The following is a 24,778-nucleotide window of genomic DNA, read 5'->3' as shown; positions in this document are numbered from 1 at the left end:
AGGACCCCCCATGAAGATACTGAGCCTCAACGGCATCAACCTGAACATGTTCGGCAAGCGTGACCCGAAGCACTACGGCACGATCACGCTGGCCGAGATCGACGCGCGCCTGGCGGCCCTGGCCAAGGAGCTGGGCGTCGAAGTGGAATGCTTCCAGAGCAACTTCGAGGGCGCGATGGTCGAGCGCATCCACCAGGCCCACGCCGAGCAGGTCGACGCGGTGCTGATCAACGCCGGCGCCTGGACGCATTACAGCTACGGCATCCGCGACGCGCTGGCCATCCTGGCCTGCCCGATCATCGAGGTGCACATGTCCAACATCCACGCGCGCGAGGAGTTCCGCCACCACTCGGTGATCGCCCCCATCGCCCGCGGCCAGATCGCCGGCTTCGGCGCCGACAGCTACGAGCTGGCGCTGCGCGCGGCGGTGCTGGCGGTGCGCGCGGCCAAGGGCTGACGCCGGGTTTGCGCGCGCGAGCCCCCGGCTCGTGTCACGGCACTTCGAGGCAGGCCCACCCCGCCTGCCCCGCCGGGCTCAGACCGCGCAATACCGGTTCTGGATCTCGGTGTCCGCCAGGAGGTCGGCCGCCGTGCCCTCGTGCACGATCTGGCCCTGGTCCAGCACGTAGGCACGGTCCGAGATGGACAGGGCGCGCTCCACGTTCTGCTCCACCAGCAGGATGGTCGTGCCCTCGCGCTTCATGCGCGCGAACAGCTCGAACATCTCGTGCACCAGCAGCGGCATGATGCCCTCGGACGGCTCGTCCAGCAGGATCATCTTGGGCTTGGCCATCATCGCCCGGGCGATCGCCAGCATCTGCTGCTCGCCGCCGGACATCGAGGTGGCCTCCTGCGTCAGGCGCTCCTTCAGCCGCGGGAAGATGGTGGCGATCTCGTCGACCATCGCCTCCATCTGCGAGCTGCGCGAGCTGGCGATCAGCCCCAGCTGCAGGTTCTCGCGCACCGTCAGGCCCGGCACGATGCGCCGGTCCTCGGGCACATAGGCCAGGCCGCGGTGGTAGCGGACATGCGCCGGCTGGCCGTGCAGCGGCTGGCCGTCGAACAGGATCTCGCCCTTGCTGCGGGCCAGCAGCCCCATCAGCGTGCGCAGCGTCGTCGTCTTGCCGGCGCCGTTGCGGCCCATGAGCGTGACGATCTCCCCGGCGCGGACCTCGAACGAGACATCCTGCACCACGTGGCTGCGGTCGTACCAGGCGTTGAGGCCGCGGACTTCGAGCAACTTCGGCATCGCCATCACCCCTGCCCCAGGTAGACGCGACGCACTTCGTCGTTCGCGCGGATGTCCTCGGGCGCGCCCTCGGCGAGGAACTCGCCGTGGTGCAGCACGATCAGGCGCTTGCAGATGCCCATCACGAGCTTCATCTTGTGCTCCACGAGGATCACGGTGCGCTCGGCGGCGAGCTTCGTGATCAGGTCCATCATCACCACCGTCTCCTCCGGCGACATGCCGGCGGTGGGTTCGTCCATCAGCAGCAGCTGCGGCTCGGCCGCCAGCGCCATCGCCACCTCCAGCGCGCGCTGCTGGCCGTGGGCCATGTCGGCGGCGACGCGGTGGCGCAGGTCGGCCAGGCCCACGCGTTCGAGCAGCGCGTCGGCCCGGGCGGCGGCGTCCTTCAGCTTCGAGCGCGGCGTGAGGAAGTCGAAGCGCGAGGCGCGCATCTGCGCCGCCACCCGCACGTTCTCGTGCGCGGTGAGCTGCTTGAACACGTTCGTGATCTGGAAGCTCTTGGCGATGCCGCGACGCGCGTACTCGTGCTGCGCCAGGTTCGAGACATCGTCACCGCGGAACAGCACCTGCCCCGTGGTCGGCGGCAGCGAGCCGCTCAGGAGGTTGAAGAAGGTGCTCTTGCCGGCGCCGTTGGGGCCGATGATGGCGCACAGCTCGCCGGCCTTGAACTTGACCGAGATGTCGTTCAGGGCCTTGAAGCGGCCGAAGTGCCTGCTGACGTTGCGGGCCTCGAGAATGATGTCGCTCATGGACGCTCCGCGCCGCGGGCACCCAGGCGCCGCTCGATCGAGTGGATGGTCGTGCCCCAGATCCCGCGCGGGAAGAACAGCACGAACAGCATGAAGATGACCCCCAGCACCGCCATCCAGTGGCGCGTGAGGGTGGTGATCACGTCCTCCAGGTACAGGAAGACGGCCGCGCCGACGAAGGGCCCGAAGAAGGTGCCCATGCCCCCCAGCAGGGACATCATCACCGCGTGGCCGGACTGCAGGTAATGCAGCGAATCCACCGGCACCACCGACAGGTGCAGCGCGCGCAGCGAGCCGGCCAGGCCGCACAGGCCCGCGGAGAGCGTGAACACCAGCAGCTTGGAGCGCTGCACGTCGTAGCCGCAGGCCGCGGCGCGCTTCTCGTTCTCGCGGATCGCCTCCATCACCGCGCCGAACGGCGAGGCCAGGATGCGCGAGACCAGCCACACCGCCGCCGCGACGAAGACGAAGATCACGTAGTACTTGGTCGTGGGCTGGGTGAAGTCCAGCTTGAAGCCGCCGACGTCGAGCACCGGCACGGTCACCCCGCGCAGGCCGTTCTCGCCGCCGGTCCAGGCCTCGGCCTTGTAGAAGGCGTAGTACAGGATCTGGCCCAGCGCCAGGGTCACCATGGCGAAGTAGATGCCGCGGGTGCGGATGGCGAGCCAGCCCACCGCCGCGCCCACCACCGTGGCGGCGACGACGCCCACCAGGATCGCCAGGCCCCACGGCATCTTGGCGTGCACGATGCCCATGCCGGTGAGGTAGCTGCCCACGCCGAGGAAGGCGGCATGGCCGAACGACAGCAGGCCGGTGTACCCGAACAGCAGGTTGAAGCCCATGGCGAACAGGCCGAAGATCAGAATGTTCACCGCCAGCGCCTCGTAGGGCATCAGCAGCGGGAACACGAGCAGGAAGACCAGCGTCGCCGCCACGCGGTGGCGCTTGATCAGGAAATAGAGGGAAGACATCCGGTGGAGCCCTTTCCGCTCACGACATGAAGCCGGCCTTGCCGAACAGCCCCTGGGGCCGCACCAGCAGCACGAGGGCCATCAGCACGAAGATCGACAGCTCGGCCAGCGGCGGCGCCAGCAGGGAGGTCAGGCTGAACACGACCCCCACCAGCAGGCCGGCGACGACCGCGCCAGGCAGCGAGCCCATGCCTCCGACCACCGTCACCACGAAGGACTCGGCCAGCACCGAGATGCCCATCTCGGGGTTGACCGCGCGGGTCGGGGCGGCCAGCACGCCGGACAGGCCGGCGATGGCGGTGCCGATGCCGAAGACCATCAGCCACACCTTGGAGACGTCGATGCCCAGCACCCGCACGATCTCCGGGTCGCGCGAGCCGGCGCGGATGATCAGGCCGTAGCGGGTCTTCTCGATGAACAGCCACAGCGCCACCACCACCGCCGCGGTCGCGCCGATCAGGGCCAGGCGGTACAGCGGGAAATGGCCGAAGCCCAGGTTGACCGCGCCGCGCAGCGCGGACGGCGTGGACGAGGGCACGCCCTCGATGCCGAACATGACGCGCATGGCCTCGATCAGCACGTAGCTCAGGCCGAACGTGAGCAGCAGCGGGTAGTCGATGCCGCGCCCGTACAGCGGGCGCACCAGGAAGCGCTCCGAGAGCAGGCCGATCACGCCCACCACGAGGGGCGTGACGACCAGGCTCAGGAAGAAGCTCCCGGTGAGCGATTGGAAGTAGACGCCCAGGAAGGCGCCCACCATGAAGAACGCGCCGTGCGCGAAGTTCACGACCGTCAGCATGCCGAAGATCAGCGACAGGCCGATCGCCAGCAGCGCGTAGATCGCGCCCAGCCCGATGCCGGACACCAGCTGCAAGGCCAGCAGCTGCGGGGTGATTTCGCTCACGAAGCGTTCCTCCCCGGTCAGGCCTTGTGGCCCAGTTCAGCGCAGGAGCGCAGGTTGGCCTCGTTCGGGGCCTCGATCGCGGCGACGCTGAAGACGTCGTTCTTGTCCTTCATGCCGCGCGACTTGGACTCGACGATGATCACCGACTGCACCGACTGGTGGTCGCACTTGCGATAGAACTGGTCGCCCTTGTACCAGTTGTACTTCATGCGGCCCAGGGCCTCGGCGACCTTGGCGTTGTCGGTGGTCTTGGCGTCGACCACGGCCTGCAGAACGCTGCGCACGCCGGCGTAGCCCAGGGCGCCGTAGTCGGAGGGCACGGCGCCGTTGTAGGCGCGGCGGAACTTGTCGTTGAACACCTTGGCGGCGGGGACGGTGTCCTCCATGCCCCAGTAGTACGAGGTGCCGCCCACCACGCCTTCGAAGGCGTCGGCGCCGCCGGCCAGGCGGGACGTGAACAGCAGCACCGGCGTGACGATGCGCGTGTTGGCCTTGAGGCCGAAGTCGGTGGCCTGCTTGACCGAGTTCACCAGGTCGCGGCCGAAGTTGCACAGCACCAGCACGTCGGGCTTGAGGGACTGGATGCGGGGCAGGAAAGCCGAGTAGTCGGCCGCGCCCAGCGGGTGGCGGATGTCGGCCAGCGTGGTCGCGCCCAGCGCCTTGCCGGCGCGCTCGAAGCCGCGGACCATCTCGTGGCCGTAGGCGTAGTCCGCGGTCAGGTAGACCACGCGCTTGCCGTACTTGGGGAAGGCGTAGCGGGCCACGGCGCCGGCCGTCATGTGCGGGTTCAGCGCCTCGTGGAAGGTGAAGGGGCTCCAGTCCTTGGCCTCGTTGATCGCGTCGCTCTGGCTGATCGAGTTGAAGATCACCTTGCGCTCGCGGGTCACCGCGTTGATGGACAGCTGCGTCGCCGCGGATAGCGAGCCGACGATGAAGTCCACCTTGTCCTTCTCGATCAGTTCCAGCGTGCGGGTCGCGGCCTCGCCCGGGTTCAGCTTGTCGTCGCGCACCAGCAGCTCGACCCGGCGGCCGTTGAAGCCGCCGGCGTCGTTGAACTCCTTCACGGCGAGCTCGGCGGCGCGCACCTGGTCCTGCGCCTCGGCGGAGAACGCGCCGGTCAGCGGCGTGGGGAAGCCGATGCGGATCGGCGCCTGCTGCGCGCTGACGATGTTGATGGCGAACGGCGAGGCCGTGAGGGCGGCGCCGGCCGCACCCACCTTGAGCACGCGGCGGCGGCTCAGGTCCAGCGAGGAATCGCGAAGGTTGGAACTCATGGTGTGTCTCCTGTCGTTGAACATGGCATGACGGGTCATGCGGTGGGTCGTGGGCCGGTCTCGCGCCGGCCTTCTAGGGTGAATCGGCCGCCTCGGCGGGCGGATGGTCCAGGTCGATGGCGGTCTCGGCCATCACGCGGCGGGCGTCGCGCGGCTGCGCCGCCCCGCCCTGCCCGCAGGCCTGCATGTAGGCGCCGAGGCGGCGGGCCCGCTGCACCGCGGCCTGCCCGGCGGGCAGGCGCACGCCCTCGTAATCCGCCAGGGCCTGCGGCGTCGCGCCCAGGCGCTGCACCGCGTCGGCCAGGGCCAGCGCGTCCTGCATGGCCTTGGTCACGCCCATGCCCACATGCGGGCGGGCGACGAAGGCGGCGTCTCCCAGCAGCGCGACGCGGCCCCGGGCCAGCGTCGCGGACTGCACGTCGAAGATCGGCTGCAGGAAGGGCTGGCCGCACTTCTCCATCATCTCGGCGAAGGCCGGCGCCAGCACCTGGCGCGCGTCCTCGCGCATGCGGGCCACCTCGCGCCAGGACACCTTGTGCGGCGGGATGCCCAGGGGGTGGTGCACGCCGTCGGCATCGGTGAGGAGCTCGGCCAGGCGCTGCGGCGCCGGCGCGGTGCGGTACCAGACGAAGTTCCAGGCCCGATGGCCCGGCTCGGTGGTGTTGCCGGGGCGTGCCACCGGGTAGCCGATCAGCTGCTCGCCGGCGGGCAGGCAGAAGCCGAAGCGCTCGAACACCTGTTCGCGCGTGGCGCGGGACAGCGAGGCTTCGTCGCACAGGCCGCGCCAGGCCACGTAGCCCGCGTACTCCGGCTGGACCTGCGGCCACAGCTGCTGGCGCACCGCGGAGCGGATGCCGTCGGCGGCCACCAGCAGGTCGGCCTCGAACGCGCCCTGGGCGCTGGCCACGCGCACGCCGGCCCCGTCCTGTTCGACCGACTGCACGGTCACGCCCTGGCGGTACTCGATCGCGGGCTGCTGGCGGGCGAGGTCGCGCAGCAGCGAATACAGCAGGCTCCACGAGGTCAGCACCTGGGGCAGCGCCATCTCGCCGAGCACGGCGCCGTCGCTGCCCAGGGTGATGCGCCCGGGGATCGCCACGCCCAGCGCGAAGTCCGCCGGCATGCCGCAGCGGCGCAGGCCCTCGACCAGCGCGCTGTGCGTGACGATGCCGGCGCCGCGCCCGTCCATCGAGCCGACGGCCTTTTCCAGCACGGTCACCGCATGGCCCGCGCGGGCCAGCAGGTTGGCCGCCATCAGCCCGCCCAGCGAGCCGCCGGCGACGAGGACGCGCGCCATGCGCTCAGGCTCCCAGGGCGGCCTTCTCGGCCGCGGGGTAATTGAGTTCGATCACCACGCCGTTCGGGTCGTCGAGGAACAGCTGGTGCAGGCCCAGGTTCGGCACGGTGCGCTCCCGCACGGCGACGCCCTGCGCCGCCAGCCTGGCCAGCATGCCGGCCAGGCCGGTGGCGAAGAAGGCCACATGGTCCACCGCGCCGCTGCCCTGGAGCGAGGCGAGGTCGCGGTCGCCCAGGTAGTTCTTCAGGCCCTCGGGATCGTTCAGGTCGATGCCGATCACATGGACCACCGCGTTCGACGGGTCCGCGTGGTCGCCCCGGTACATCCACAGGCCCGGGAAGGGGAAGGCGGGGCGCGGCCCGACGGTCAGGCCCAGCACGCCCTCGTAGAAGGCGCGGGTGGCGTCCAGGTCGGTCGTGCGGATGGAGAAGTGGTTCAGCGTGAGGCTCATGCGGCGCTCCGGGGCGTGAGGGGCTTGACGGTGCCGGCGGGCTCGAGGGCCACGCTGGCGGCGAGGTAACTGCGGACGCGGTCGGCGATGAGCGTCTCGTCGTCCAGGGCGGGCTGGTCCGGGTGGATCGCCAGGCCGTAGACATGGGCGCGCAGGCCGCCGTAGAAGATGCCGCCGTGCAGCCCCATGAGCAGCTCGTGCTCGCGCGCGGTGGTACGGGCGCGGCTGCGGCTGCCGCGGTAGCGGCGGGTCTCGCGCACCAGGCGCGGGAACAGGCGCTCGCCCAGCTTGCCGAAGAAGCGGTCGGTGATGCTGCGGTCGGTCAGGCCGGAGAAGATCAGGATGCGCACGAACTCCTTGGTCAGGACGGTGCGCGCGTAGTCGACGTAGAAGCGCATGAACTTCTCCTCCACGCTCAGCGTGCGGTCGTCCAGCAGCGCCTCCCACTCCGGCTTCCAGCGGCCTTCGAACACTTCCAGGTAGACGCGGTCCACCAGGGCCTGCTTGGTCGGGAAGTAGTGGTAGACGAGCGTATGGGTCACGCCGATCGCGGTGGCCAGTTCACGCATCTGCGCGTCGAAGCCATGCTCCGCAAAGAACTTGATGGCCCCGTCGACGATGTGGCGCTCGCGCTCGGCCACCGTCATGCGGCGGCGCGCCGGGGCGCCGCCTGCGGCCGCTGCAGCCGATTCAGGGTTACTCCCGAGCCCCTCGCTATTTACCAAGCTGTCAACCATGCGTAGCATTGTTGAGCGATTGGTCAATAAGCCCATCGGTGATAACCCTGAAACGGAACCGCGAGACGGTCTTGCTCGAATGGAACTCAATGGCGAAGTGGTGATCGGCGCGCCGCGCGAACGCGTGTGGCAGGCGCTGAACGATGCGGCGGTGCTCCAGGCCTGCATCCCGGGCTGCGAGGAGGTGGTGGACGAGTCCCCCACCGAGCGGCGCGCCCGCGTGATGGTCAAGGTGGGCCCGGTGCGCGCCCGCTTCTCGGGCCGCGTCTCGCTCTCCGAGGTCGAGCCGCCGCTACGCTGCGTGATGGGCTTCGAGGGTTCGGGCGGCGCCGCCGGCATGGCCTCGGGCCGCTCGCAGGTGGAACTGCACGAGGATGCCGCGGGCACGCGCCTGGCCTACACCGTCAAGGCCTCGGTGGCCGGCAAGCTGGGCCAGATCGGCGGCCGGCTGATGGACGCCTCGGCCAAGCAGCTGGCGGACCAGTTCTTCGCCGCGCTGCAGGCCCGGCTGGCGCCGCCGGCCACGCCGGATCCCGAGGCGGCGGCCTCGCCGGCGACGGAAGCGGCGGGAGCCGCCCCGGCGCAGGCTGCTGCGAGCGCCGCGACGGCCGCAACGGCCGCGCCCCCCGCGGCTGCCGCCCACCACGCCCACCCCGCCCCCTCCACAGCACGCCCGCCGGTGGCCGCACCCGCCGCCAGCGGCGAGTTCTCCCGCGTGCTCTGGTTCGCGCTGGGCGCCGCCGCCACCGCCTTCGGCACGTGGCTCGGCGCGCGCCTGTTCTGACACCCCTCGCGAGGATCACGCCATGAAATCACCCCGCTTCGATTACGTGAAGGCCACCAGCCTCGAGCACGCGCTCGACCTGCTGGCCGAACACGGCGACGACGCCCGGATCCTGGCCGGCGGCCAGACCCTGCTGGCCACCCTGAACATGCGGCTGTCCGAGCCGGCGCTGCTGGTGGACATCACCGGGCTGCAGGCCCTGCGCGGCATCACCGTGCGCGGCGGCCGCCTGCATATCGGCGCGCTGACCACGCACAGCGAGATCGAGGCCTCGGCCCTGGTCGCCGAGCAGGCGCCGATGCTGGCCATGGCGGTGCCGCACATCGCGCACCGCGCGATCCGCAACGCCGGCACCTGGGGCGGCTCGATCGCCTACGCCGACCCCGCCGCCGAGTGGCCCTGCTGCCTGGTGGCCCTGGAGGGCACGGTGCACGTGCAGGGCCCGCGCGGCGCCCGCGCCATCCCGGCCACCGAGTTCTACCTGGACCTGTACACCACCGCCCTGGCGCCCGACGAGATCGTCACCGGGGCGGACGTGCCAGTGGCCACCACCGCCGACTGGTTCGCCTTCGACGAGCTCTCGCGCCGCCACGGCGATTACGCCGTCGCCGGCCTGGCGGTGGCCGCCCGCTTCGACGGCACCGTGGCCCGCGAGGTGCGACTGGGCTTCCTCGGCCTGGGCGCGACGCCGCTGCGCGCGCCGCGCACCGAGGCCCTGCTGGCCGGCAAGGTGCTCGACACCGCCACCATCGGCATCGCCGTCGCCTCGCTCAAGTCCGAGCTCGACCCGCTGCCCGACCTGACCCACCAGGGCGAGACCAAGCGCCACCTGGCCACCGTGCTGGCCCGCCGCCTGCTCGCCGCCGCCCACGCCAGCCGCTGCGCGCTGGCCGTCTGAACCCACCCGAGGAGACACCATGGCCGACCACCACGCCATCGAACTCACCGTCAACGGCCAGGCGCAGCAGCGCCATGTGCAGCCCCGCACGCACCTGGTCGACTTCCTGCGCAACGACCTGGGCCTCAAGGGCTCCCACCTGGGCTGCGAGCACGGCGTCTGCGGCGCCTGCACCGTCGAGGTCGACGGCCGGATCGTGCGCGGCTGCCTGACGCTGGCCGTGCAGGCCGGCGGCTGCAAGGTCCGCACCATCGAGGGCCTGAGCCAGGATGGCGACGTCAAGGACCTCCAGGAAGCCTTCATCCGGCACAACGCGCTGCAGTGCGGCTTCTGCACCCCCGGCATGGTGATGGCCGCCAAGGAGCTGATGGAGCACAAGCCCGACGCCACCCGCGCCGAGGTGCGCGAGTGGATCAGCGGCAACTACTGCCGCTGCACCGGCTACCACGCCATCGTCGACGCGATCTGCGAAACCCTCGCCCTGCGCGCCGGCCGCGCCGCCACCGGCACGAAGGAGGCCGCATGAACACGAGCACCACCCTCCCCCGCGCCGGCAGCGAGGTGAAGGAGCGCCCGGCCACCGGCGAGCAGCCGCTGCCCCCGGTGACCGAGGACCCGCGCTACATCGGCCACAACGCCGAGCGCCCCAGCGCGCGCCGTCTGGTGCAGGGCCAGGGCACCTACCTGGACGACATCGAGCTGCCCCGCATGGCCCATGTGGTCTTCTGGCGCAGCCCGGTGGCGCATGCCCGCATCCTGCGCATCGACGCCAGCACCGCACGCGGCATGCCCGGCGTGATCCTGGTGGCCGACGGCCACGACATCGCCAAGGTCTGCAAGCCCTGGGTGGCCACGCTGGCCCACCTGGCCGGCATGAAGTCCGCGCCCCAGTACCCGCTGGCAGTGGACCGCGCCTGCTGGCAGGGCGAGCCGGTGGTGGCGGTGGTCGCCGAGACCCGCGAGCAGGCCGAGGACGCGCTGCAGACCATCCTGGTGGACTTCGAGCGCCTGCCCGCGGTGGTGGACATGGAAACCGCGCTGGACCCGGCCACCCCGGTGATCCACCCCGAGCTGGGCGACAACCTGTGCTTCACCCGCAGCCTGGACACCGGCGGCGTGGACGCCGCCTTCGCCCGCGCCGACGCGGTGGTGGAGACCACCTTCGAGTTCGGCCGCCACACCGGCGTGACGCTGGAGCCGCGCGCCCAGATGGCCGACTGGAACGCCGCCGAGCAGCGCCTCACGGTCTACCACTCCTTCCAGGCCCCGCACATGATGCAGGACCTGTACTCGCGCCAGTTCGACATCCCCGAGTCCTCGATCCGCGTGGTCTGCAAGGACGTGGGCGGCTCCTTCGGCATCAAGGTGCATGCCTACCCGGACGACTTCGCCACCGTGGCCCTGTCCATCCTGTGCCGCCGCCCGGTGAAGTTCGTGGCCGACCGGCTGGAGTCCTTCACCAGCGACATCCACGCCCGCCACCACCGCGTGCGCGCGCGCCTGGCCGCCACGAAGGACGGCGAGATCCTGGCCTTCGAGATCGACGACCTCACCGGCATCGGCCCGTACTCGATGTTCCCGCGCACCAGCGCGATCGAGGGCAACCAGGTGGTGAACCTGGTGGGCGGCCCCTACAAGCACAAGGAGTACCGCGCCAGGCTGAACGTGGTGTTCCAGAACAAGACGCCCACCTGCCAGTACCGCGGCGTGGGCCACCCGATAGGCTGCGCGGTGACCGAGGGCCTGGTGGACCTGGCCGCCCGCAAGATCGGCATGGACCCGCTGGAGTTCCGCAAGCGCAACGTCATCCCCGACGACGCCTACCCCGCCACCGGCGCCAGCGGCATCAAGCTGGAGGTGCTGTCGCATGAGGCCTGCCTGCGCAGGATCGAGGAGATCATGGACTACCCGGCGCTGCTCGCCGAGCAGAAGGCGCTGCGCGAGCGCGGCATCCACCGCGGCATCGGCTTCGCGGCGCTGATCGAGCTGACCAACCCCAGCGCCGCGTTCTACGGCGTGGGCGGCGCGCGCATCGCCTCGCAGGACGGCGCCACGCTGCGCATGGACCCGTCGGGCGCGGTGGTCGTCATGAGCGGCGTGGGCGAGCAGGGCCAGGGCAACGAGGGCATCTTCCGGCAGATCGCCGCCGACGCGGTGGGCGTGGACCTGGAGAGGGTGCGCGTGGTCACCGGCGACACCGACGTCACGCCCTACGGCGGCGGCACCTGGGCCTCGCGCGGCGCCGGCATCGGCGGCGAGGCGGTGCTGCTGGCGGGCCAGGCGCTGCGCGCCAACATCCTGAAGCTGGCCGGCATCATCCTCAAGCGCGACCCGGCGGAACTCGCCGTGCACCGCGGCGAGGTGGTCGACGCGGCGACGCGCGCGACGCTGATGCCGCTGTCCGAGGTGGGCCGCATCGCCTACTACCGCTCGGACACGCTGCCGCCCGACTTCACCCCGGAGCTGATGGTCACGCGCCACTACGCGCAGCGCGACTTCCCCTTCATCTTCACCAACGGCGTGCAGGCCTCCTATGTCGAGGTCGACCCGGACACCGGCTTCGTCAAGCTCCTGAAGCACTGGGCGGTGGAGGACTGCGGGCGCGTCATCAACCCCAAGCTGGTCGACGAGCAGATCCGCGGCGCCATCGTGCAGGGCATCGGCGGCGCGCTGCTGGAGGAGTGCCTCTACGACGACGAGGGCCTGATGCGCAACGCCAGCATGGCCGACTACCTGGTCCCCATGAGCGCCGAGATGCCCGACATCGAGGTGGCCCACGTGCAGACGCCCACGCGCAGCAGCCAGCTGGGCGCCAAGGGCGCCGGCGAGGCCGGCACGGCGGGCGCGCCCGGCGCGGTGATGAACGCGATCAACGACGCCCTGGCCCCGCTGGGTGCCGAGGTCTGGTCGCAGCCGATCACGCCGGAGAAGGTGCTGCGGGCGCTGGGCAAGGTGGCCTGAGCCCGGCGGGGGCCCGGCCCCCGCCCGCCCCCTCAACGCCCGGTGAACACCGGGCGTTCCTTTTTCAGGAAAGCCGCCACCCCCGCCCCGAAATCGCCGGTGCGGGTGCAGGCCACGAAGGCGTCGCGCTCGGCGTCGAGCTGCTGCGACAGCGGCGTCTCCAGGGACTGGCGCATCAGCCGGCGCAGGTGACCGTAGGCCACCGTCGCCCCGCCGGCCAGGCGGCGGGCGAGCTTCAGCGTTTCCTCGGCCAGCGCCTCGGCCGGCACCACCCGGTTCACCAGGCCCAGGCGCAGGGCCTCCTGGGCGTCGAAGGTTTCGGACAGCAGCGCGATCTCCAGCGCCCGGCGCAGGCCCACCAGGCGCGGCAGGCTCCACGACGCCGAGAGGTCGCAGCTCGCGCCGATGTTGGCGTAGGCCAGGTTGAACTTGGTGCCCTCGGCGGCGATCGCCAGGTCGCAGGCGCCGGACAGGCTCAGGCTGCCGCCGGCCACCACGCCGTGCAGGCTGGCCACCACCGGCGCGTCCAGCGTGGCCAGCACGCGGATGCCGCGGTGCATGGCGTCGATCAGCGCGCCCACCTGCCCCGGGTCGGCGTGCAGGGCCTGCAGGTCGCCGCCGGCGCCGAAGCCGCGGCCGGCACCCGAGAGCACCACCACGCGCGCGCAGCGCTCCTGCGCCAGGCGCTCGCAGGCCGCGGCGAAGGCGCGGGCCATGGGCAGGTCCATCGCGTTCATGGCGCCGGGGCGGTTCAGGGTCAGGGTGACGAGGCCGGGCTCGGGCTGGGCCAGCAGGACGAGGTCCGTGGCGTGGGTGTCGGCAGTGGCGGGCAGGGTCATGCAGTCCTTTCGGGGTGGGGTTCGGTGAGCTGGCGCAGGCGCCGGCGCGAGCCTGGCGTGCACAGGCCGCCGGCGAGCAGCGCGATGCACTGGCGGGCGATCTCGCACGGCGGCAGCGGGCCGTCGGGGCGGTACCAGCGCCCGATCCAGCTCAGGGCGCCGGCCAGGGTGAAGGCGGCGATCTTGGGGTCGCAGGGCACGATCGAGCCCTCCGCCATGCCGGCGCGGATCAGGGCGCGGAATTCGCCGTCCAGGGCCGCCTTGAAGCGGCGCAGCTCGCGGCGGCTGTCGGCGGGCAGCGGGTCCTCGCCCACGCGGATGACGCACATGCCGAAGTCGCTGGTGACGATCTCCACGTAGCGGCGCATCGCCGCCACCAGCTTGTCGAAGGCGGTGCCGCCGCGGGCATGCTCCTCGGCCACCGCGTCCTGCAGCATCCGCATGCCGATGTTCACGCACTCGAACAGGATCTCGTCCTTGTTCTTCACGTAGTAGTACAGCGTGGGCTTGGTGATGTGCAGCTGTTCGGCCACATCGTCCAGCGAGGTGGCGTGGAAGCCCCTCTCGCCGAACATGCGCGCCGCCACCCGCAGCACCGCCTCGCGCTTGCTGGCGCGCAGCCGGCCGCGGTCGGCGCCGGGCGCCCAGGGCGAGTCCACCGCGGGCGCCGGGCCCGCCGCGCGCGCCCGGGGCCGCGCCGCGGCCTCAGCGGTAGAGGGCCTCGATCTCGGCGGCATAGGTCTTGTAGATGCTGGCGCGGCGCACCTTCATCGTGGCGGTCACCTCGCCGTCGTCGTGGTCGAGTTCCTTGGTCAGGAGGTGGAAGCGGCGGATGTGGGCCACGTCCGCCAGGCCGGCGTTGCCACGGTCCACCTCGGCCTGCACCAGCTCGCGCACCTGCGGCGCCTCCACCAGCGAGCGGAAATGCGTGAAGGCCAGCCCGCGCTGCTCCGCCCACTTGGCGGTGGTGTCGAAGTCGATCTGGATCAGGGCGCCGACGAAGCGGCGGCCGTCGGCCACGATCACGCACTCCTTGATGAAGGGGCTGGCCTTCATGGCGTTCTCGATCTCCGAGGGCGTGAGGTTCTTGCCGCCGGCGGTGATCATCACGTCCTTCAGGCGGTCGACGATGCGCAGGTGGCCGCCCTCCTCACGCACCACGTCGCCGGTGTGCAGCCAGCCGTCGACGATGGCGCTGGCCGTGGCCTCGGGGTTCTTGTAGTAGCCCTTGAACACCACGCCGCCCCGCAGCTGCAGCTCGCCCTGCGCCGACAGGCGCGCCTGCACGCCCTGCGTGGGCACGCCCACCGTGCCGAAGACGATGTCATCGGGCCGCTGGCCCAGCACCATGCCGCTGGACTCGGTCATGCCGTAGACCTCGACCAGGGGCACGCCCAGGGTTCGGAAGTAGCGCAGGATCTGCGGCGAGATCGGCGCCGCGCCGGTGAGCGCGATGCGCACCTCGCGCAGGCCGATGAAGTTCTGCAGCGCGCGGAACACCAGCCAGTAGGCCGCGGCGAAGACCAGCGCCTCGCGCGGCGTTCGCTGCGCCGCCGCCTTGTGCGCGAAGGGCTCGCAGGCCGCCATCGCGCGCTCGTAGAGCCAGCGGCGCCAGCGGCCGGTCTCCTGCATCTTGATGGAGATGGCCGAGTGCAGCTTCTCCCAGATGCGCGGCACGCCCAGGAACATGCTGGGCGCGACCTCGCGCAGGTCCTCCTGCACGGTGCGGATGGACTCGCCGAAGTCCACCCGCGAGCCCAGGTAAAGCGGCACGAAGGTGGTGAGCATCTGCTCGGCCACGTGGCACAGGGGCAGGTAGGACAGGTGCGAGGTGGCGGGCGTGAGGCCCAGGCGCTCGATCACGCCCGGCGCCATGGCGGCGATGTTGGCGTAGCTGATCATCGCGCCCTTGGGCTTCCCGGTGGAGCCGGAGGTGTAGATGATCAGCGCCGTGTCCTCCAGGGACTGGGTGGCGAGCACCGCGTCGATGCGCGCGTCCAGCGGCGAGGCGGCGCCGAGTTCCTCCAGCGCCTCGAAGCCCATGACCAGCCCCGGCGCGCGCGCCATCAGGTCCTGCAGGCCCTTGCGCTCGAGGACGACGATGCGCTGCACCATCGGCAGCTGGTCGATGGCGTCGAGCACCTTGTCGGCCTGCTCCTGGTCCTCGCAGAACACGATGCGGGTGTCGGCATGGCCCAGCACATAGGCCACCTCGTTGCTCGGGCTGGTGGGGTAGACGCCCACCGTCACCGCGCCCACCAGGCCGGCGCCGAGCTGGGCCATCACCCACTCCAGCCGGTTCTCGGAAAGCACGCCCACATGCTGGCCGGGCTCCAGGCCCAGGGCGGCCAGGCCCAGGCCCACCAGGCGGGCCCGCTCGTGGAAGGCGCGCCAGGTGATCGGGTTCCAGATGCCGTAGCGCTTCTGCCGGATGGCGATGCGATCGGGCTGCTGCGTGGCCTGGTGGCGCAGGGCCTGGGGCAGGGTCTTCTGGAAAAGGGTCAGGTCCATGGGGCTTCTGCCAGGGAAATGTCTTCGCCAGTGCGGCCGCGGAACCGGCTTTGCCGGGCCGCTGGGTGCGACCCGTCGAGGGGGAGGCGGCCGCAGGCCGCTTCGGGGGTGGTCATGAAAGCCAGCGCTTGCGGCGCTTGTAGTGCTTGATCTCCTTGAAGCTCTTGCTGCCGCCCTCCTGCCCCACGCCGAGGTAGAACTCGCGCACGTCGGGGTCGGCCGCCAGCTTCTCGGCGGTGTTGTCGATCACCACCTTGCCGGTCTCCATGATGTAGCCGTAGTGGGCCACCGCGAGGGCGATGGACGCGTTCTGTTCCACCAGCAGCATGGAGACGCCGCGCTCGGCGTTGATGCGGGCGATGATCTCGAAGATGTTCTCCACCAGCACCGGCGACAGGCCCAGCGAGGGCTCGTCCAGCAGCATCAGCCGGGGCCGGGCGATGAGCGCGCGGCCGATGGCCAGCATCTGCTGCTCGCCGCCGGAGAGGTAGCCCGCCAGGCCCTTGCGCCGCTCGTGGAGGCGGGGGAAGTACTCGTAGACCAGCTCGAAGTCGGCCTGCGACGGGTTCACGCCGGTCAGGGCGTAGGTGGCGGCCACCAGGTTCTCGTGGACGGTGAGGTCCTCGAACACGTGCCGCCCCTCCATCACATGGAACAGGCCGCCGCGCACCAGCGCGTGCGGCGCGCGCCCGGTGACGCTGGCGCCGTCGAAGCGGATCTCGCCGCGGGTGACCGCGCCGTTCTGGAGGTCGAGCAGGCCCGAGATCGCCTTGAGCGTGGTCGACTTGCCCGCGCCGTTGCTCCCCAGGAGCGCGACGATCTGCCCCTGCGGCACCGAGAGCGACAGCCCGCGCAGCACCTGGACCGCCTTGTTGTAGACGACCTCGATGTTGTTCACCTCCAGCAGGGGCGGCGGGGTGCGGGGCTGGCTGTCCATCGGCGGGTCCCCGGGGCTCAGAGGCTGATCCAGTCGGACACCGGCAGCATCTTCTGCTGCTTGAAGTCCGCCTTGTAGACGCGGCCCACCGGGATGGAGTTGCCGCGGATCGACAGCGGCACGCCGATGATGCCGCCGGTGTCGAAGTTGCGGATGGAGCTCAGCGCCGTCTTGAGGTTGCGGCCATTGAGCTCGTTGCCCGCGTCCAGGCAGCGGCGCGCGGCCTCCGTGAGCAGCATGGCGGCCAGGAAGCCCTGCATGTAGGCCGTGCTCTGGTACTCGGGGCGCATCTTGCGGATGCGTTCCAGCATCGGCGCCTTGCCCTCGGTGTCGTAGTAGTAGCGATAGGGCATCACGCCCATGAAGCCGTCGGCGTTCGCGCCCATGCGCATGACCGTGGAGTTGTCCATGCTCCAGAAGGTGCCCATGAACTGCGACTGGATGCCCTGCGCCCGCGACTGGTTGATGAATTCGGGGATGGGCGCCGAGACGTAGCCGTGGAAGATGGTGAAGTCCGGCGCGGCGCGGCGCAGCTTGATCACCTCGGTGGACACGTCCACGCTGCCCGGGGGCGTGACGATCTCCAGCGCCAGGTTCAGGCCCAGGCGCTTGGTGTCGGCGCGGGCGGCCTCCACCGGGTCGCGGCCGAACTCGGTGTCGGAGTAGACCAGGGCCACCTTGGCGCCCGGCTTGGTCTTGGCGATGTACTGCAGCAGGATGCCCACCATCTCGCTGTAGTCGGGGCCCACCATGAACTGCAGCGGGTACTTCTGCGCGTTGGTGATCTCCTTGGCGAAGGAGGCGCCGGTCATGATCATGGAGCCCATGCGCTCCACCTCGGGGTTGACCGTCTTCACGAAGCCGGTGGAGTCGGCGTAGTACAGGTGCACCTTCTCCTGGCTGGTGATCTTCTTGAACACCGCCATCGACTGGTCGACCTTGTAGGCGGTGTCCTCCGCCACGTAGCGCACCTTGCGGCCCTTGATGCCGCCCTGGCCGTTGAGGATGGACAGGTAGTCCTTGATGCCCGCGTCGATGCCGATGCCGGCAAAGGCGAACACGCCCGTCATCGGCACCGAGGCGCCCAGGACGATGTCCTCCTTCGAGGCGGCGGCCCCCTTGGCCTGCGCGCGCGCGGCCAGCGGGAGGGCGGCGGAGGCGGCGGCCGCGAGGGCGCCGGTGAGGAGTTTGCGCTTGTCGATCATGGGGAGTCTCCTTGCGAGTGGAAGCAGGTCGGGGGGCGGATCAGGTCCGGAAGGGCCACAGGTGGAACGCGCGGCGCACGCGCCGCCAGACTTCGGCCAGGCCCAGCGGCTCGAAGACCAGGAACAGGATGATCAGCGCGCCGAACACGATGGTGCGCACCGGCGACAGGTACATCAGGGTGTTGCCCGAGAGCGGCAGCCAGCCCATGACCAGCTTGAGGACCTCGGGGACCAGGGTCATGAACACCGCGCCGAGGATGCCCCCGAGCACCGAGCCCATGCCGCCGACGATGACCGCGGCGAGGAAGAAGATGGACATCACCAGCGGGAAGCTCTCGGGCGTGATGGCGCGGAAGAAGTAGGCGAACAGGCCGCCGGCCACGCCGGCATAGAACGAGGAGATGGCGAAGGACAGCAGCTTGTAGCGAAGCAGCGGGATGCCCAGCACCTCGGCCGAGATGTCGCGGTCGCGGATGGCGATGAAGGCGCGGCCGATGCGGGTGCGAAACAGGTTGGCCGCGCCGAGCAGCAGCAGCGCGGTGACCGGCACCACCAGCCAGTAGAAGCGGAAGGAGTTGTCCAGGTCCACGCCGAACACGTTCGCGGGCTTGACGGTCAGGCCCGCCGGCCCGCCCGTGAACGAGGCGAAGTGGCTGAAGACGAAGTGCGCCAGCACGCCGGCCGCGATGGTGGCGATGGCCAGGTACAGGCCCTTGACCCGCAGCGAGGGCAGGCCCACGACGATGCCGCAGGCCGTGGACACGCAGCCCGCGGCCAGCAGCGCGGGCAGCGCGCTGATTCCCCAGCGCGCCTGCACGATGGCCACCGTGTAGGCGCCGATGCCCATGAAGGCCGCCTGCCCCAGGCTCACCAGGCCGGTGTAGCCGGTGAGGAGGTTCAGGCCGGTGGCGCTGGCCACGTTGATCGCCACCAGGCAGGCCAGGTACAGCCAGTACTCGCTGGCGACGAAGGGGAAGACCGCCAGCACCACCCCCAGCGCCGCCACCCAGGCGCGCTGGGTCGGGCTGTCGAACAGCGCCGCGTCGGCGGCGTAGGTCTGCTTGGCCGAGCCGATCCTCATCTCACAACCTCTCGATCTCGTGGGTGCCGAACAGGCCGTAGGGCCGCACCAGCAGGATCACCACCAGCAAGCTGAAGGTGGCCAGCAGGCGGTACTCGCCGCCCAGGTAGAAGGCGGCCATCGACTCGATCACGCCGACCACCAGGCCGCCCACCAGCGCGCCGGGCACGCTGTCCAGGCCGCCGAAGATCACCACCACCAGCACCGACAGCCCGAACACGCCCATGGCCGACGAGATGCCGCCGATGGAGCCGACCACGATGCCGGCGACGGCGGCGATCATGGCCGCCGCGGTCCAGGCCAGGGAGAACACCCGCGGCACGTTGATGCCCATGGAGTAGGCGGCCGCCTGGTCGGAGGCGGTGGCGCGCAGGGCCACGCCGCCGCGCCAGTAGCGCAGCGCCAGGATGGCCGCCGCGATCAGCAGCGCCGCGGCGCAGAAGCCCCAGAACACCTTGGCGGAGACCAGCGCCTCGCCGACCATCACCGGCGCCTGCGGGAAGAACTCGGGCAGGCGCTGCTGGTCGGCCGTCCAGATGAACTCGACCAGGCCCACCAGGATGGACGACAGGCCCACCGTGACCATGAAGGTGGAGATCGGCGACTCGCCCAGCATCGGCCGGATCGCGGCGCGCTCCATCAGGGCGCCGGCCGCGCCCGAGAGCAGCACCGACAGCGGGATCGCCGCCCAGACCGGCAGCGCCAGGCCGGCGCTGAAGGCGAAGAACAGGTAGGCGCCCAGCATCATCATCTCGCCGATGGCGATGTTCACCACGCGGGTGGCCTTGTAGATGATCACGAAGGCCAGGCCGGCCAGGGCGTAGAGCCCGCCCGAGCCGAGGCCGGCGAGCACGATCTCGAAGATCAGCCAGGGGTCGAAGCTCATGGGCGTCCCCACACCCGGCGCTGCGTGTCCGCGCAGCCCCCCGAGGGGGCGCGCGCCTGCCCGGGGCGGCCCGGCGCGGCGCTCATGCCGCCACCCCCACGCGGCCCGCAGTCCCGCGGAATCGCGCGCGCAGCTGCTGCACGTCCCCCGAACCCAGGTAGGCCTTGACCACCTCCGGGTTGGCCTGCACCTGGGCCGGCAGGCCGTCGGCGATGACCTGGCCGAAGTTCAGCACCACGACGTGGTCGGACAGGTCCATCACCATGCCCATGTCGTGTTCGACCATGAGCACGGTCACGCCCCATTCGCGCCGCACCTCGAGGATGAAGCGCGCCATGTCCTCGGTCTCCTCGCGGTTCATGCCGGCGACGGGCTCGTCCAGCAGCAGCAGGCGCGGGCGCATGGCCAGCGCGCGGGCCAGCTCGACGCGCTTTTGCAGGCCGTAGGAGAGCGAGGCGACCGGGGCCTTGCGGATATGGTCGATCTCGAGGAAGTCGATGATGCGCTCCTCGATCTCGGCGCGCAGGCGCTCCTCCTCGCGGCGCGCGGCGGGCGTGTAGAACAGCGCCTGCAGCGGGTTGGTGCGCAGGTGGCAGTGGCGCCCGAGCTTGATGTTGTCCAGGACCGTGAGGCCGCGGAACAGCGCGATGTTCTGGAAGCTGCGCGCCAGGCCCATCGCGGCGCGGCGCGGGGGCGCGGCCCGGGTGATGTCCTGGCCGTCGAACAGCACCTGGCCGGCGCTGGGGCGGTAGAAGCCGGAGATGGTGTTGAACACCGAGGTCTTGCCCGCGCCGTTGGGGCCGATCACCGAGGTGATGCTGCCCGGCGCAACCTGGAAACTGACCTGGTTCAGGGCCTTGACGCCGCCGAAGGCCAGCGTGAGCCCCTGCACCTCGAGCAACGGCGTGCCCGCGACCATCTCCATCCTGTCTCCTTGGAGGCCCGCGGGGCGGCCCGGAAGGGGCCGCATTGTTCTACTCGCGGGTAACTTCCTGAATTACAGGTAGAAATGCACAGCGGTGCAACGGGTCGGCGGCCGGTGTTTTCCCTGGGTTGCCGCCGCCACCCGATCCCGGCAGGCGCCGGGACGCGGGCCGGTCAGTCGACGCTGGCGCCGGAGGCGCGCACCACCGCGCTCCACTTGACGATGTCGGCACGCAGGATGGCGCCGAACTCCTGGGGCGAGGTGAGGTACGGGTCGGCGCCCTGCCCGGCGAACTTCTCGGCGACGTCCTTGGCGCGCAGGGCCTCGTTCACGTCGGCGTTGATGCGGCGCACGATGTCGGCGGGCACCTTGGCCGGCGCGAACAGGCCGAACCAGGGCGTGACGTCGAATTCCTTGAAGCCGGCCTCGGCGATGGTGGGGATGGTCGGGAACGAGGCCGAGCGCTTCGCGCTGGTCACCGCCAGCGGCAGGACCTGGCCGCTCTTGATGGTGCCGGCCACCGAGGGCAGGCTGGTGAAGACCACGTTGATCTGGCCGCCCATGAGGTCCTGCAGCGCGGGCGCCGCGCCGCGGTACGGCACGTGCGTGAGCTTGACGCCGGCGGCGGCATTGAACATCTCGCCGAGCAGGTGGTTCACCGAGCCGTTGCCGGCGGAGCCGTAGGTCAGGTTGCCGCGGCGCGCGGCGGCGACCAGGTCGGGGATGGACTTGATGCCGGCGTCGGGCTTGGCGATGGCCACGAAGGGCAGCGTGGCCACGGTGGCGACCGGCGCGAAGTCCTTCTCCGGGTCGAAGGGCAGCTTCTTGTACAGGGAGCCGTTGATGGCGTGCGAGCCGACATAGCTCATGAGGAGCGTGTAGCCGTCGGCGGGCGCATTGGCGACGAACTCCATGCCGACGTTGCCGCCGGCGCCGGCGCGGTTCTCGATGACCACCGGCTGCTTCCACTTGTCCGAGAGCTTCTGGCCGATGATGCGCGCGAGCGCGTCGGAGGCGCCGCCCGGGGTCTGGGGCACGACGATCTTGACGGCGCGGCCGGGGAAATCCTGGGCGTGGGCGGCGAAGCCGGCGACGGCGAGCGCCGCTGCCAGCGCGGCGCGGCGGGTGATGGGGGTGAACATGGGGGGTTTCCTCTCAGGGGCGCGCGCGCGGGGGCGCCGCGCGCGCGTTGTCTCTCGATTCCGGTGGGCGGCTATTGTGGTCGGAAGCCGCCCGGGCGGCGGGGCGGATGCAGTCATGTGCGCGACACCTCGGGGTCAGGTCTTGCAGCAACGCGGCCGCTGAGCCCGGACGAAAAAAGGGCCCCTCGTCGAGGGGCCCCTGGCGTGAGTCGGACGCGTCGCGCGTCCAACGTCAGGCGATCAGCGCACCGGCTTGTACGCGCGCTTCTTGGCGTCGCGCGGCACGAAGACCTTGCCGCCGTTGCCCGGGCGGGCGAAGTCGCCACGCGGGGGCTGGCCGGCGAAGTCGCCACGGGGCGCCGGGCGGCCGGCGAAGTCGCCGCGCGGGGCCGGGCGGCCGAAGCCCTGGGCGGGCTGGCGGTCCCACGGCGTGCCGCCGCGGCGGTCGTCGCCACCGCGGAAGTCGTTGTTGCCGCGGAAGTCGCCGCCACGGGAGTCACCGCCGCGGAAATCCTGGCCGCCACGGAAGTCCTGGCCGCCGCGGAAATCGCCGTTGCCCCGGATGTCGTTGCGGAAATCGCCGCCGCCACGGCGGTCGTCACGGCGCTCACCGCCGAAGTCGCCGAAACCGGACTTGCGGCCGTAGCCGTTGCGGTCGAAGTCGCCACCGCGCTTGGCGAAGTGGCCACCGCCACCGCCATGGCCGCGGCCCGGGCCGCCACGGCCCTTGCCGCCGAAGCCCGGCTGCGGCGCGCGCGGGGCGCGCTGCTGGGGCTCCAGGCCCGGGATCTCCTCGGCCTTGAACGGCTGCTTGGTGTAGCCCTCGATGTCGAAGATCTTGAAGCGGTCGCGGAACTCGGCGAACGTCACGGCCAGGCCGTCGCGGCCGGCGCGGCCGGTGCGGCCGATGCGGTGGGTGTAGTCCTCGCTCTTCATCGGCAGGCCGAAGTTGAAGACGTGGGTGATGGTGGGCACGTCGATGCCGCGCGCGGCGACGTCGGTGGCCACCAGGATCTGCACCTGGCCGTTGCGCAGCGCCATCAGGCGGCGATTGCGCAGGCCCTGGCTCAGGGCGCCGTGCAGGGCGACGGCGGAGAAGCCGTCCTGCTGCAGGTCGTTGGCCAGGCCGTCGCACTCGACCTGGGTGGAAGCGAACACGATCGCCTGGTCGATCGAGGTGTCACGCAGCCAGTGGTCCAGCATCTTGCGCTTGTGGGCGGCGTTGTCGGCCCAGAACAGCACCTGCTTGATGTTGGCGTGCTTCTCCTGCGGCGAGGCGATTTCCACGCGCTGGGGCTCGCGCATCACGCGGGCGGCCAGCTGCTGGATGCGCGGCGCGAAGGTGGCGCTGAACATCATGGTCTGGTGGCGCTCGATGGTGAGCTGGTTGACTTCGGCCAGGTCGTCGGCGAAGCCCAGGTCCAGCATGCGGTCGGCTTCGTCCACGACCAGGAATTTCACCTTGTCCAGCTTGATCTGCATGGAACGCTGCAGGTCCAGCAGGCGGCCCGGGGTGGCGACCACCAGGTTGGCGTTCTGCAGGCGCGCGATCTGCACCTGGTAGGGCATGCCGCCGACCACGTTAGCGATGCGCAGGCCGCGGCAATGCTTCACGAGCTCGATGGCGTCATGCGCCACCTGCTGCGCCAGCTCGCGCGTGGGGCACAGCACCAGGGCGCCGGGCTGGGCCGCCTTGAAGTGGCGCGGGTCGGTGGGGTTGCGGCGCTTGCGCTTGGGCGGCTCCTCGCCGCGGGCGGCAGCCTCATCGGCCAGGCGCTTGGCCTCGGCGCGCTCGGCGGCCTCGGCCTCGGCCTGCTGCTGGATCAGGGTGTGCAGCACGGGCAGCAGGAAGGCGGCGGTCTTGCCGCTGCCGGTCTGGCTGGAGACCATCAGGTCGATGAACTTGGCGGACTCGCCCTCCTCGGAGTTGTCCATGGCCAGGGGAATGGCCTTTTCCTGCACCGCGGTCGGCTGGGTGTAGCCCAGGTCCTCGATGGCGCGGAGCAGCTCGGGCTCCAGGCCCAGCTTGGCGAAGCCATTGGGCAGGGCGGGCGCGTCGGTCGTGGCGGGCGCGGAAATGATGTCGGCAGGCGCGAACTCGCCCTGCACTGCGAGAGTGTCGGTCATGAATTTCTACAAAAGGGGACGCGCCGGCCCGTGGGGCTGGCGGAGTCGCCGATGGTCAGGAAACATCAACCATCAAACGACGTACGAGCGGGTGCTTCAGGGAAGTGGCTCGCTGGCTCTTTCGGTGAGCCTGTGCATGAAGGGAGATGCAAGAAAACGCCGGCCATGCGGGCCGGCGATGCGCGAATTATCGCATGGCAGGGTTATCCCTGCCAAGCCCCTGCCCCTTCAGGCCGTGAGGCGAAGGAAATGCTCGCGGTAATGCACCAGTTCGTCGATGGACTCGTGCACGTCGGCCAGCGCGGTGTGGGCCTGGCGCTTCTTGAAGCCCTCGTAGACCTCGGGCCGCCAGCGGCGCGAGAGCTCCTTGAGGGTGGAGACATCGAGGTTGCGGTAGTGGAAGAACGCCTCCAGCCGGGGCATGTACTTCACCAGGAAGCGGCGGTCCTGGCCGATGGTGTTGCCGCACAGGGGGCTGGCGTTCTTCGGCACGTACTTCAGCAGGAACTCGATCAGCGCCGCCTCGGCCTGGGCCTCGTCGATGGTGGAGGCCTTCACCCGGTCGGTCAGGCCGCTCTTGCCGTGGGTGCCCTTGTTCCAGGCATCCATCTTGTCCAGCTGGGCATCGGTCTGGTGGATGGCGAAGACCGGGCCTTCGACGCGCGGCTCCAGGTGCGGGCCGGTGACGACGACGGCGATCTCGATGATGCGGTCGACCTCCGGGTCCAGGCCGGTCATCTCGCAATCGAGCCAGACCAGGTTCTGGTCGCTCTTGGCCAGCGCGGGTGCCGCGGCCGGGGTGGGCGTTTCGTTGGCAGGGGTGTCGGACATGGCCCCGATTGTCCCTCAT

At 70.7% G+C, this 24,778-nt stretch carries 24 protein-coding genes; 5 read left to right on the top strand and 19 right to left on the bottom strand.

What is annotated here, in order from left to right:
* Positions 1-10: 10 nt before the first annotated feature.
* Positions 11-457, top strand: coding sequence for a type II 3-dehydroquinate dehydratase (aroQ, locus tag ACFQZY_RS05955; RefSeq protein ID WP_377413843.1), 447 nt, complete (start codon positions 11-13; stop codon positions 455-457).
* A gap of 78 nt (positions 458-535) precedes the next feature.
* Here the strand turns inward: aroQ and ACFQZY_RS05950 are convergent, their stop codons facing one another.
* From ACFQZY_RS05950 to ACFQZY_RS05915, 8 genes are all read right to left on the bottom strand, one after another.
* On the bottom strand, positions 536-1,249 hold the full coding sequence (locus ACFQZY_RS05950) for an ABC transporter ATP-binding protein (RefSeq protein WP_377413841.1): 714 nt from the start codon (positions 1,247-1,249) through the stop codon (positions 536-538).
* Between the two features lie 5 nt (positions 1,250-1,254).
* Positions 1,255-1,998, bottom strand: a complete 744-nt coding sequence (locus ACFQZY_RS05945; protein ID WP_377413839.1) for an ABC transporter ATP-binding protein — start codon at positions 1,996-1,998, stop codon at positions 1,255-1,257.
* Positions 1,995-2,969, bottom strand: a complete 975-nt coding sequence (locus tag ACFQZY_RS05940) for a branched-chain amino acid ABC transporter permease (protein ID WP_377413836.1) — start codon at positions 2,967-2,969, stop codon at positions 1,995-1,997. Before ACFQZY_RS05940 ends, ACFQZY_RS05945 begins: the two co-directional genes overlap by 4 nt.
* A gap of 19 nt (positions 2,970-2,988) precedes the next feature.
* Positions 2,989-3,873 (bottom strand): branched-chain amino acid ABC transporter permease, encoded by an 885-nt coding sequence (locus tag ACFQZY_RS05935; protein WP_377413833.1) that lies wholly within the window; start codon positions 3,871-3,873, stop codon positions 2,989-2,991.
* 17 nt (positions 3,874-3,890) lie between these two features.
* Positions 3,891-5,147: an ABC transporter substrate-binding protein gene (locus ACFQZY_RS05930; protein ID WP_377413831.1), complete on the bottom strand. Its 1,257-nt coding sequence runs from the start codon at positions 5,145-5,147 to the stop codon at positions 3,891-3,893.
* Between the two features lie 73 nt (positions 5,148-5,220).
* A complete protein-coding gene (locus ACFQZY_RS05925; RefSeq protein WP_377413829.1) occupies positions 5,221-6,444 on the bottom strand; it encodes an FAD-dependent monooxygenase in 1,224 nt (407 codons plus the stop codon).
* 4 nt (positions 6,445-6,448) lie between these two features.
* The gene (locus ACFQZY_RS05920) at positions 6,449-6,895 is read right to left on the bottom strand and encodes a VOC family protein (RefSeq protein ID WP_377413827.1); all 447 of its coding nucleotides are present in this window, start codon (positions 6,893-6,895) and stop codon (positions 6,449-6,451) included.
* Complete coding sequence (locus tag ACFQZY_RS05915; protein ID WP_377413824.1) at positions 6,892-7,542, bottom strand: TetR/AcrR family transcriptional regulator; 651 nt, start codon at positions 7,540-7,542, stop codon at positions 6,892-6,894. Before ACFQZY_RS05915 ends, ACFQZY_RS05920 begins: the two co-directional genes overlap by 4 nt.
* Before the next feature lie 169 nt (positions 7,543-7,711).
* On the opposite strand from ACFQZY_RS05915, the gene ACFQZY_RS05910 reads away from it, so the two are divergent.
* From ACFQZY_RS05910 to ACFQZY_RS05895, 4 genes are read left to right on the top strand one after another with little or no spacing between them, the layout of a single operon-like run.
* The gene (locus tag ACFQZY_RS05910; RefSeq protein ID WP_377413822.1) at positions 7,712-8,416 is read left to right on the top strand and encodes a CoxG family protein; all 705 of its coding nucleotides are present in this window, start codon (positions 7,712-7,714) and stop codon (positions 8,414-8,416) included.
* Positions 8,417-8,438: 22 nt separating this feature from the next.
* Entirely contained in the window at positions 8,439-9,314 is an 876-nt protein-coding gene (locus ACFQZY_RS05905; protein WP_377413820.1) for an FAD binding domain-containing protein, read from the top strand.
* Positions 9,315-9,333: 19 nt separating this feature from the next.
* On the top strand, positions 9,334-9,840 hold the full coding sequence (locus ACFQZY_RS05900) for a (2Fe-2S)-binding protein (RefSeq protein ID WP_377413817.1): 507 nt from the start codon (positions 9,334-9,336) through the stop codon (positions 9,838-9,840).
* Positions 9,837-12,275, top strand: coding sequence for a xanthine dehydrogenase family protein molybdopterin-binding subunit (locus tag ACFQZY_RS05895; protein ID WP_377413815.1), 2,439 nt, complete (start codon positions 9,837-9,839; stop codon positions 12,273-12,275). Before ACFQZY_RS05900 ends, ACFQZY_RS05895 begins: the two co-directional genes overlap by 4 nt.
* Before the next feature lie 32 nt (positions 12,276-12,307).
* On the opposite strand, the gene ACFQZY_RS05890 is transcribed toward ACFQZY_RS05895, so the two are convergent.
* The 11 genes from ACFQZY_RS05890 to orn all read right to left on the bottom strand — a co-directional run bounded on the left by ACFQZY_RS05890 (position 12,308) and on the right by orn (position 24,759).
* Positions 12,308-13,114 carry an enoyl-CoA hydratase/isomerase family protein gene (locus ACFQZY_RS05890; protein WP_377413813.1) on the bottom strand — a complete coding sequence of 269 codons (807 nt, stop codon included), beginning with the start codon at positions 13,112-13,114 and terminating at the stop codon, positions 12,308-12,310.
* The gene (locus ACFQZY_RS05885) at positions 13,111-13,773 is read right to left on the bottom strand and encodes a TetR/AcrR family transcriptional regulator (RefSeq protein ID WP_377413810.1); all 663 of its coding nucleotides are present in this window, start codon (positions 13,771-13,773) and stop codon (positions 13,111-13,113) included. Before ACFQZY_RS05885 ends, ACFQZY_RS05890 begins: the two co-directional genes overlap by 4 nt.
* Before the next feature lie 46 nt (positions 13,774-13,819).
* Positions 13,820-15,625, bottom strand: a complete 1,806-nt coding sequence (locus ACFQZY_RS05880; RefSeq protein ID WP_377413807.1) for an AMP-dependent synthetase/ligase — start codon at positions 15,623-15,625, stop codon at positions 13,820-13,822.
* Positions 15,626-15,737: 112 nt separating this feature from the next.
* Positions 15,738-16,562, bottom strand: a complete 825-nt coding sequence (locus tag ACFQZY_RS05875) for an ABC transporter ATP-binding protein (RefSeq protein WP_377413803.1) — start codon at positions 16,560-16,562, stop codon at positions 15,738-15,740.
* Positions 16,563-16,579: 17 nt separating this feature from the next.
* Positions 16,580-17,767 (bottom strand): ABC transporter substrate-binding protein, encoded by a 1,188-nt coding sequence (locus ACFQZY_RS05870; RefSeq protein ID WP_377413801.1) that lies wholly within the window; start codon positions 17,765-17,767, stop codon positions 16,580-16,582.
* Between the two features lie 40 nt (positions 17,768-17,807).
* Complete coding sequence (locus ACFQZY_RS05865; RefSeq protein ID WP_377413799.1) at positions 17,808-18,848, bottom strand: branched-chain amino acid ABC transporter permease; 1,041 nt, start codon at positions 18,846-18,848, stop codon at positions 17,808-17,810.
* A gap of 1 nt (position 18,849) precedes the next feature.
* On the bottom strand, positions 18,850-19,734 hold the full coding sequence (locus tag ACFQZY_RS05860; protein ID WP_377413796.1) for a branched-chain amino acid ABC transporter permease: 885 nt from the start codon (positions 19,732-19,734) through the stop codon (positions 18,850-18,852).
* 82 nt (positions 19,735-19,816) lie between these two features.
* Positions 19,817-20,653: an ABC transporter ATP-binding protein gene (locus tag ACFQZY_RS05855; RefSeq protein ID WP_377413899.1), complete on the bottom strand. Its 837-nt coding sequence runs from the start codon at positions 20,651-20,653 to the stop codon at positions 19,817-19,819.
* 179 nt (positions 20,654-20,832) lie between these two features.
* On the bottom strand, positions 20,833-21,801 hold the full coding sequence (locus ACFQZY_RS05850) for a tripartite tricarboxylate transporter substrate binding protein (protein WP_377413794.1): 969 nt from the start codon (positions 21,799-21,801) through the stop codon (positions 20,833-20,835).
* Between the two features lie 240 nt (positions 21,802-22,041).
* Positions 22,042-23,928, bottom strand: coding sequence for a DEAD/DEAH box helicase (locus ACFQZY_RS05845; RefSeq protein WP_377413791.1), 1,887 nt, complete (start codon positions 23,926-23,928; stop codon positions 22,042-22,044).
* A gap of 228 nt (positions 23,929-24,156) precedes the next feature.
* A complete protein-coding gene (gene orn, locus ACFQZY_RS05840) occupies positions 24,157-24,759 on the bottom strand; it encodes an oligoribonuclease (RefSeq protein ID WP_377413788.1) in 603 nt (200 codons plus the stop codon).
* Positions 24,760-24,778: the final 19 nt, after the last annotated feature.

The organism is Ramlibacter sp. GCM10027632, from assembly GCF_042675325.1.
Lineage (GTDB): Bacteria > Pseudomonadota > Gammaproteobacteria > Burkholderiales > Burkholderiaceae_C > Ramlibacter.
The sequence above is the reverse complement of the archived record's forward strand: the minus strand, read 5'-3'. Positions and strand labels throughout refer to the sequence as shown.

What these genes read in the sequence shown, in the direction of transcription:
- ACFQZY_RS05880 (WP_377413807.1), bottom strand. Translation starts at nt 15,625, where the DNA reads ATGGACCTGACCCTTTTCCAGAAGACCCTGCCCCAGGCCCTGCGCCAC.
- ACFQZY_RS05870 (WP_377413801.1), bottom strand. Translation starts at nt 17,767, where the DNA reads ATGATCGACAAGCGCAAACTCCTCACCGGCGCCCTCGCGGCCGCCGCC.
- ACFQZY_RS05895 (WP_377413815.1), top strand. Translation starts at nt 9,837, where the DNA reads ATGAACACGAGCACCACCCTCCCCCGCGCCGGCAGCGAGGTGAAGGAG.
- ACFQZY_RS05865 (WP_377413799.1), bottom strand. Translation starts at nt 18,848, where the DNA reads ATGAGGATCGGCTCGGCCAAGCAGACCTACGCCGCCGACGCGGCGCTG.
- ACFQZY_RS05845 (WP_377413791.1), bottom strand. Translation starts at nt 23,928, where the DNA reads ATGACCGACACTCTCGCAGTGCAGGGCGAGTTCGCGCCTGCCGACATC.
- ACFQZY_RS05945 (WP_377413839.1), bottom strand. Translation starts at nt 1,998, where the DNA reads ATGAGCGACATCATTCTCGAGGCCCGCAACGTCAGCAGGCACTTCGGC.
- ACFQZY_RS05940 (WP_377413836.1), bottom strand. Translation starts at nt 2,969, where the DNA reads ATGTCTTCCCTCTATTTCCTGATCAAGCGCCACCGCGTGGCGGCGACG.
- ACFQZY_RS05890 (WP_377413813.1), bottom strand. Translation starts at nt 13,114, where the DNA reads ATGACCCTGCCCGCCACTGCCGACACCCACGCCACGGACCTCGTCCTG.
- ACFQZY_RS05905 (WP_377413820.1), top strand. Translation starts at nt 8,439, where the DNA reads ATGAAATCACCCCGCTTCGATTACGTGAAGGCCACCAGCCTCGAGCAC.
- ACFQZY_RS05915 (WP_377413824.1), bottom strand. Translation starts at nt 7,542, where the DNA reads ATGACGGTGGCCGAGCGCGAGCGCCACATCGTCGACGGGGCCATCAAG.
- ACFQZY_RS05875 (WP_377413803.1), bottom strand. Translation starts at nt 16,562, where the DNA reads ATGGACAGCCAGCCCCGCACCCCGCCGCCCCTGCTGGAGGTGAACAAC.
- ACFQZY_RS05925 (WP_377413829.1), bottom strand. Translation starts at nt 6,444, where the DNA reads ATGGCGCGCGTCCTCGTCGCCGGCGGCTCGCTGGGCGGGCTGATGGCG.
- ACFQZY_RS05855 (WP_377413899.1), bottom strand. Translation starts at nt 20,653, where the DNA reads ATGGTCGCGGGCACGCCGTTGCTCGAGGTGCAGGGGCTCACGCTGGCC.
- ACFQZY_RS05920 (WP_377413827.1), bottom strand. Translation starts at nt 6,895, where the DNA reads ATGAGCCTCACGCTGAACCACTTCTCCATCCGCACGACCGACCTGGAC.
- orn (WP_377413788.1), bottom strand. Translation starts at nt 24,759, where the DNA reads ATGTCCGACACCCCTGCCAACGAAACGCCCACCCCGGCCGCGGCACCC.
- ACFQZY_RS05860 (WP_377413796.1), bottom strand. Translation starts at nt 19,734, where the DNA reads ATGAGCTTCGACCCCTGGCTGATCTTCGAGATCGTGCTCGCCGGCCTC.
- aroQ (WP_377413843.1), top strand. Translation starts at nt 11, where the DNA reads ATGAAGATACTGAGCCTCAACGGCATCAACCTGAACATGTTCGGCAAG.
- ACFQZY_RS05910 (WP_377413822.1), top strand. Translation starts at nt 7,712, where the DNA reads ATGGAACTCAATGGCGAAGTGGTGATCGGCGCGCCGCGCGAACGCGTG.
- ACFQZY_RS05950 (WP_377413841.1), bottom strand. Translation starts at nt 1,249, where the DNA reads ATGCCGAAGTTGCTCGAAGTCCGCGGCCTCAACGCCTGGTACGACCGC.
- ACFQZY_RS05900 (WP_377413817.1), top strand. Translation starts at nt 9,334, where the DNA reads ATGGCCGACCACCACGCCATCGAACTCACCGTCAACGGCCAGGCGCAG.
- ACFQZY_RS05850 (WP_377413794.1), bottom strand. Translation starts at nt 21,801, where the DNA reads ATGTTCACCCCCATCACCCGCCGCGCCGCGCTGGCAGCGGCGCTCGCC.
- ACFQZY_RS05930 (WP_377413831.1), bottom strand. Translation starts at nt 5,147, where the DNA reads ATGAGTTCCAACCTTCGCGATTCCTCGCTGGACCTGAGCCGCCGCCGC.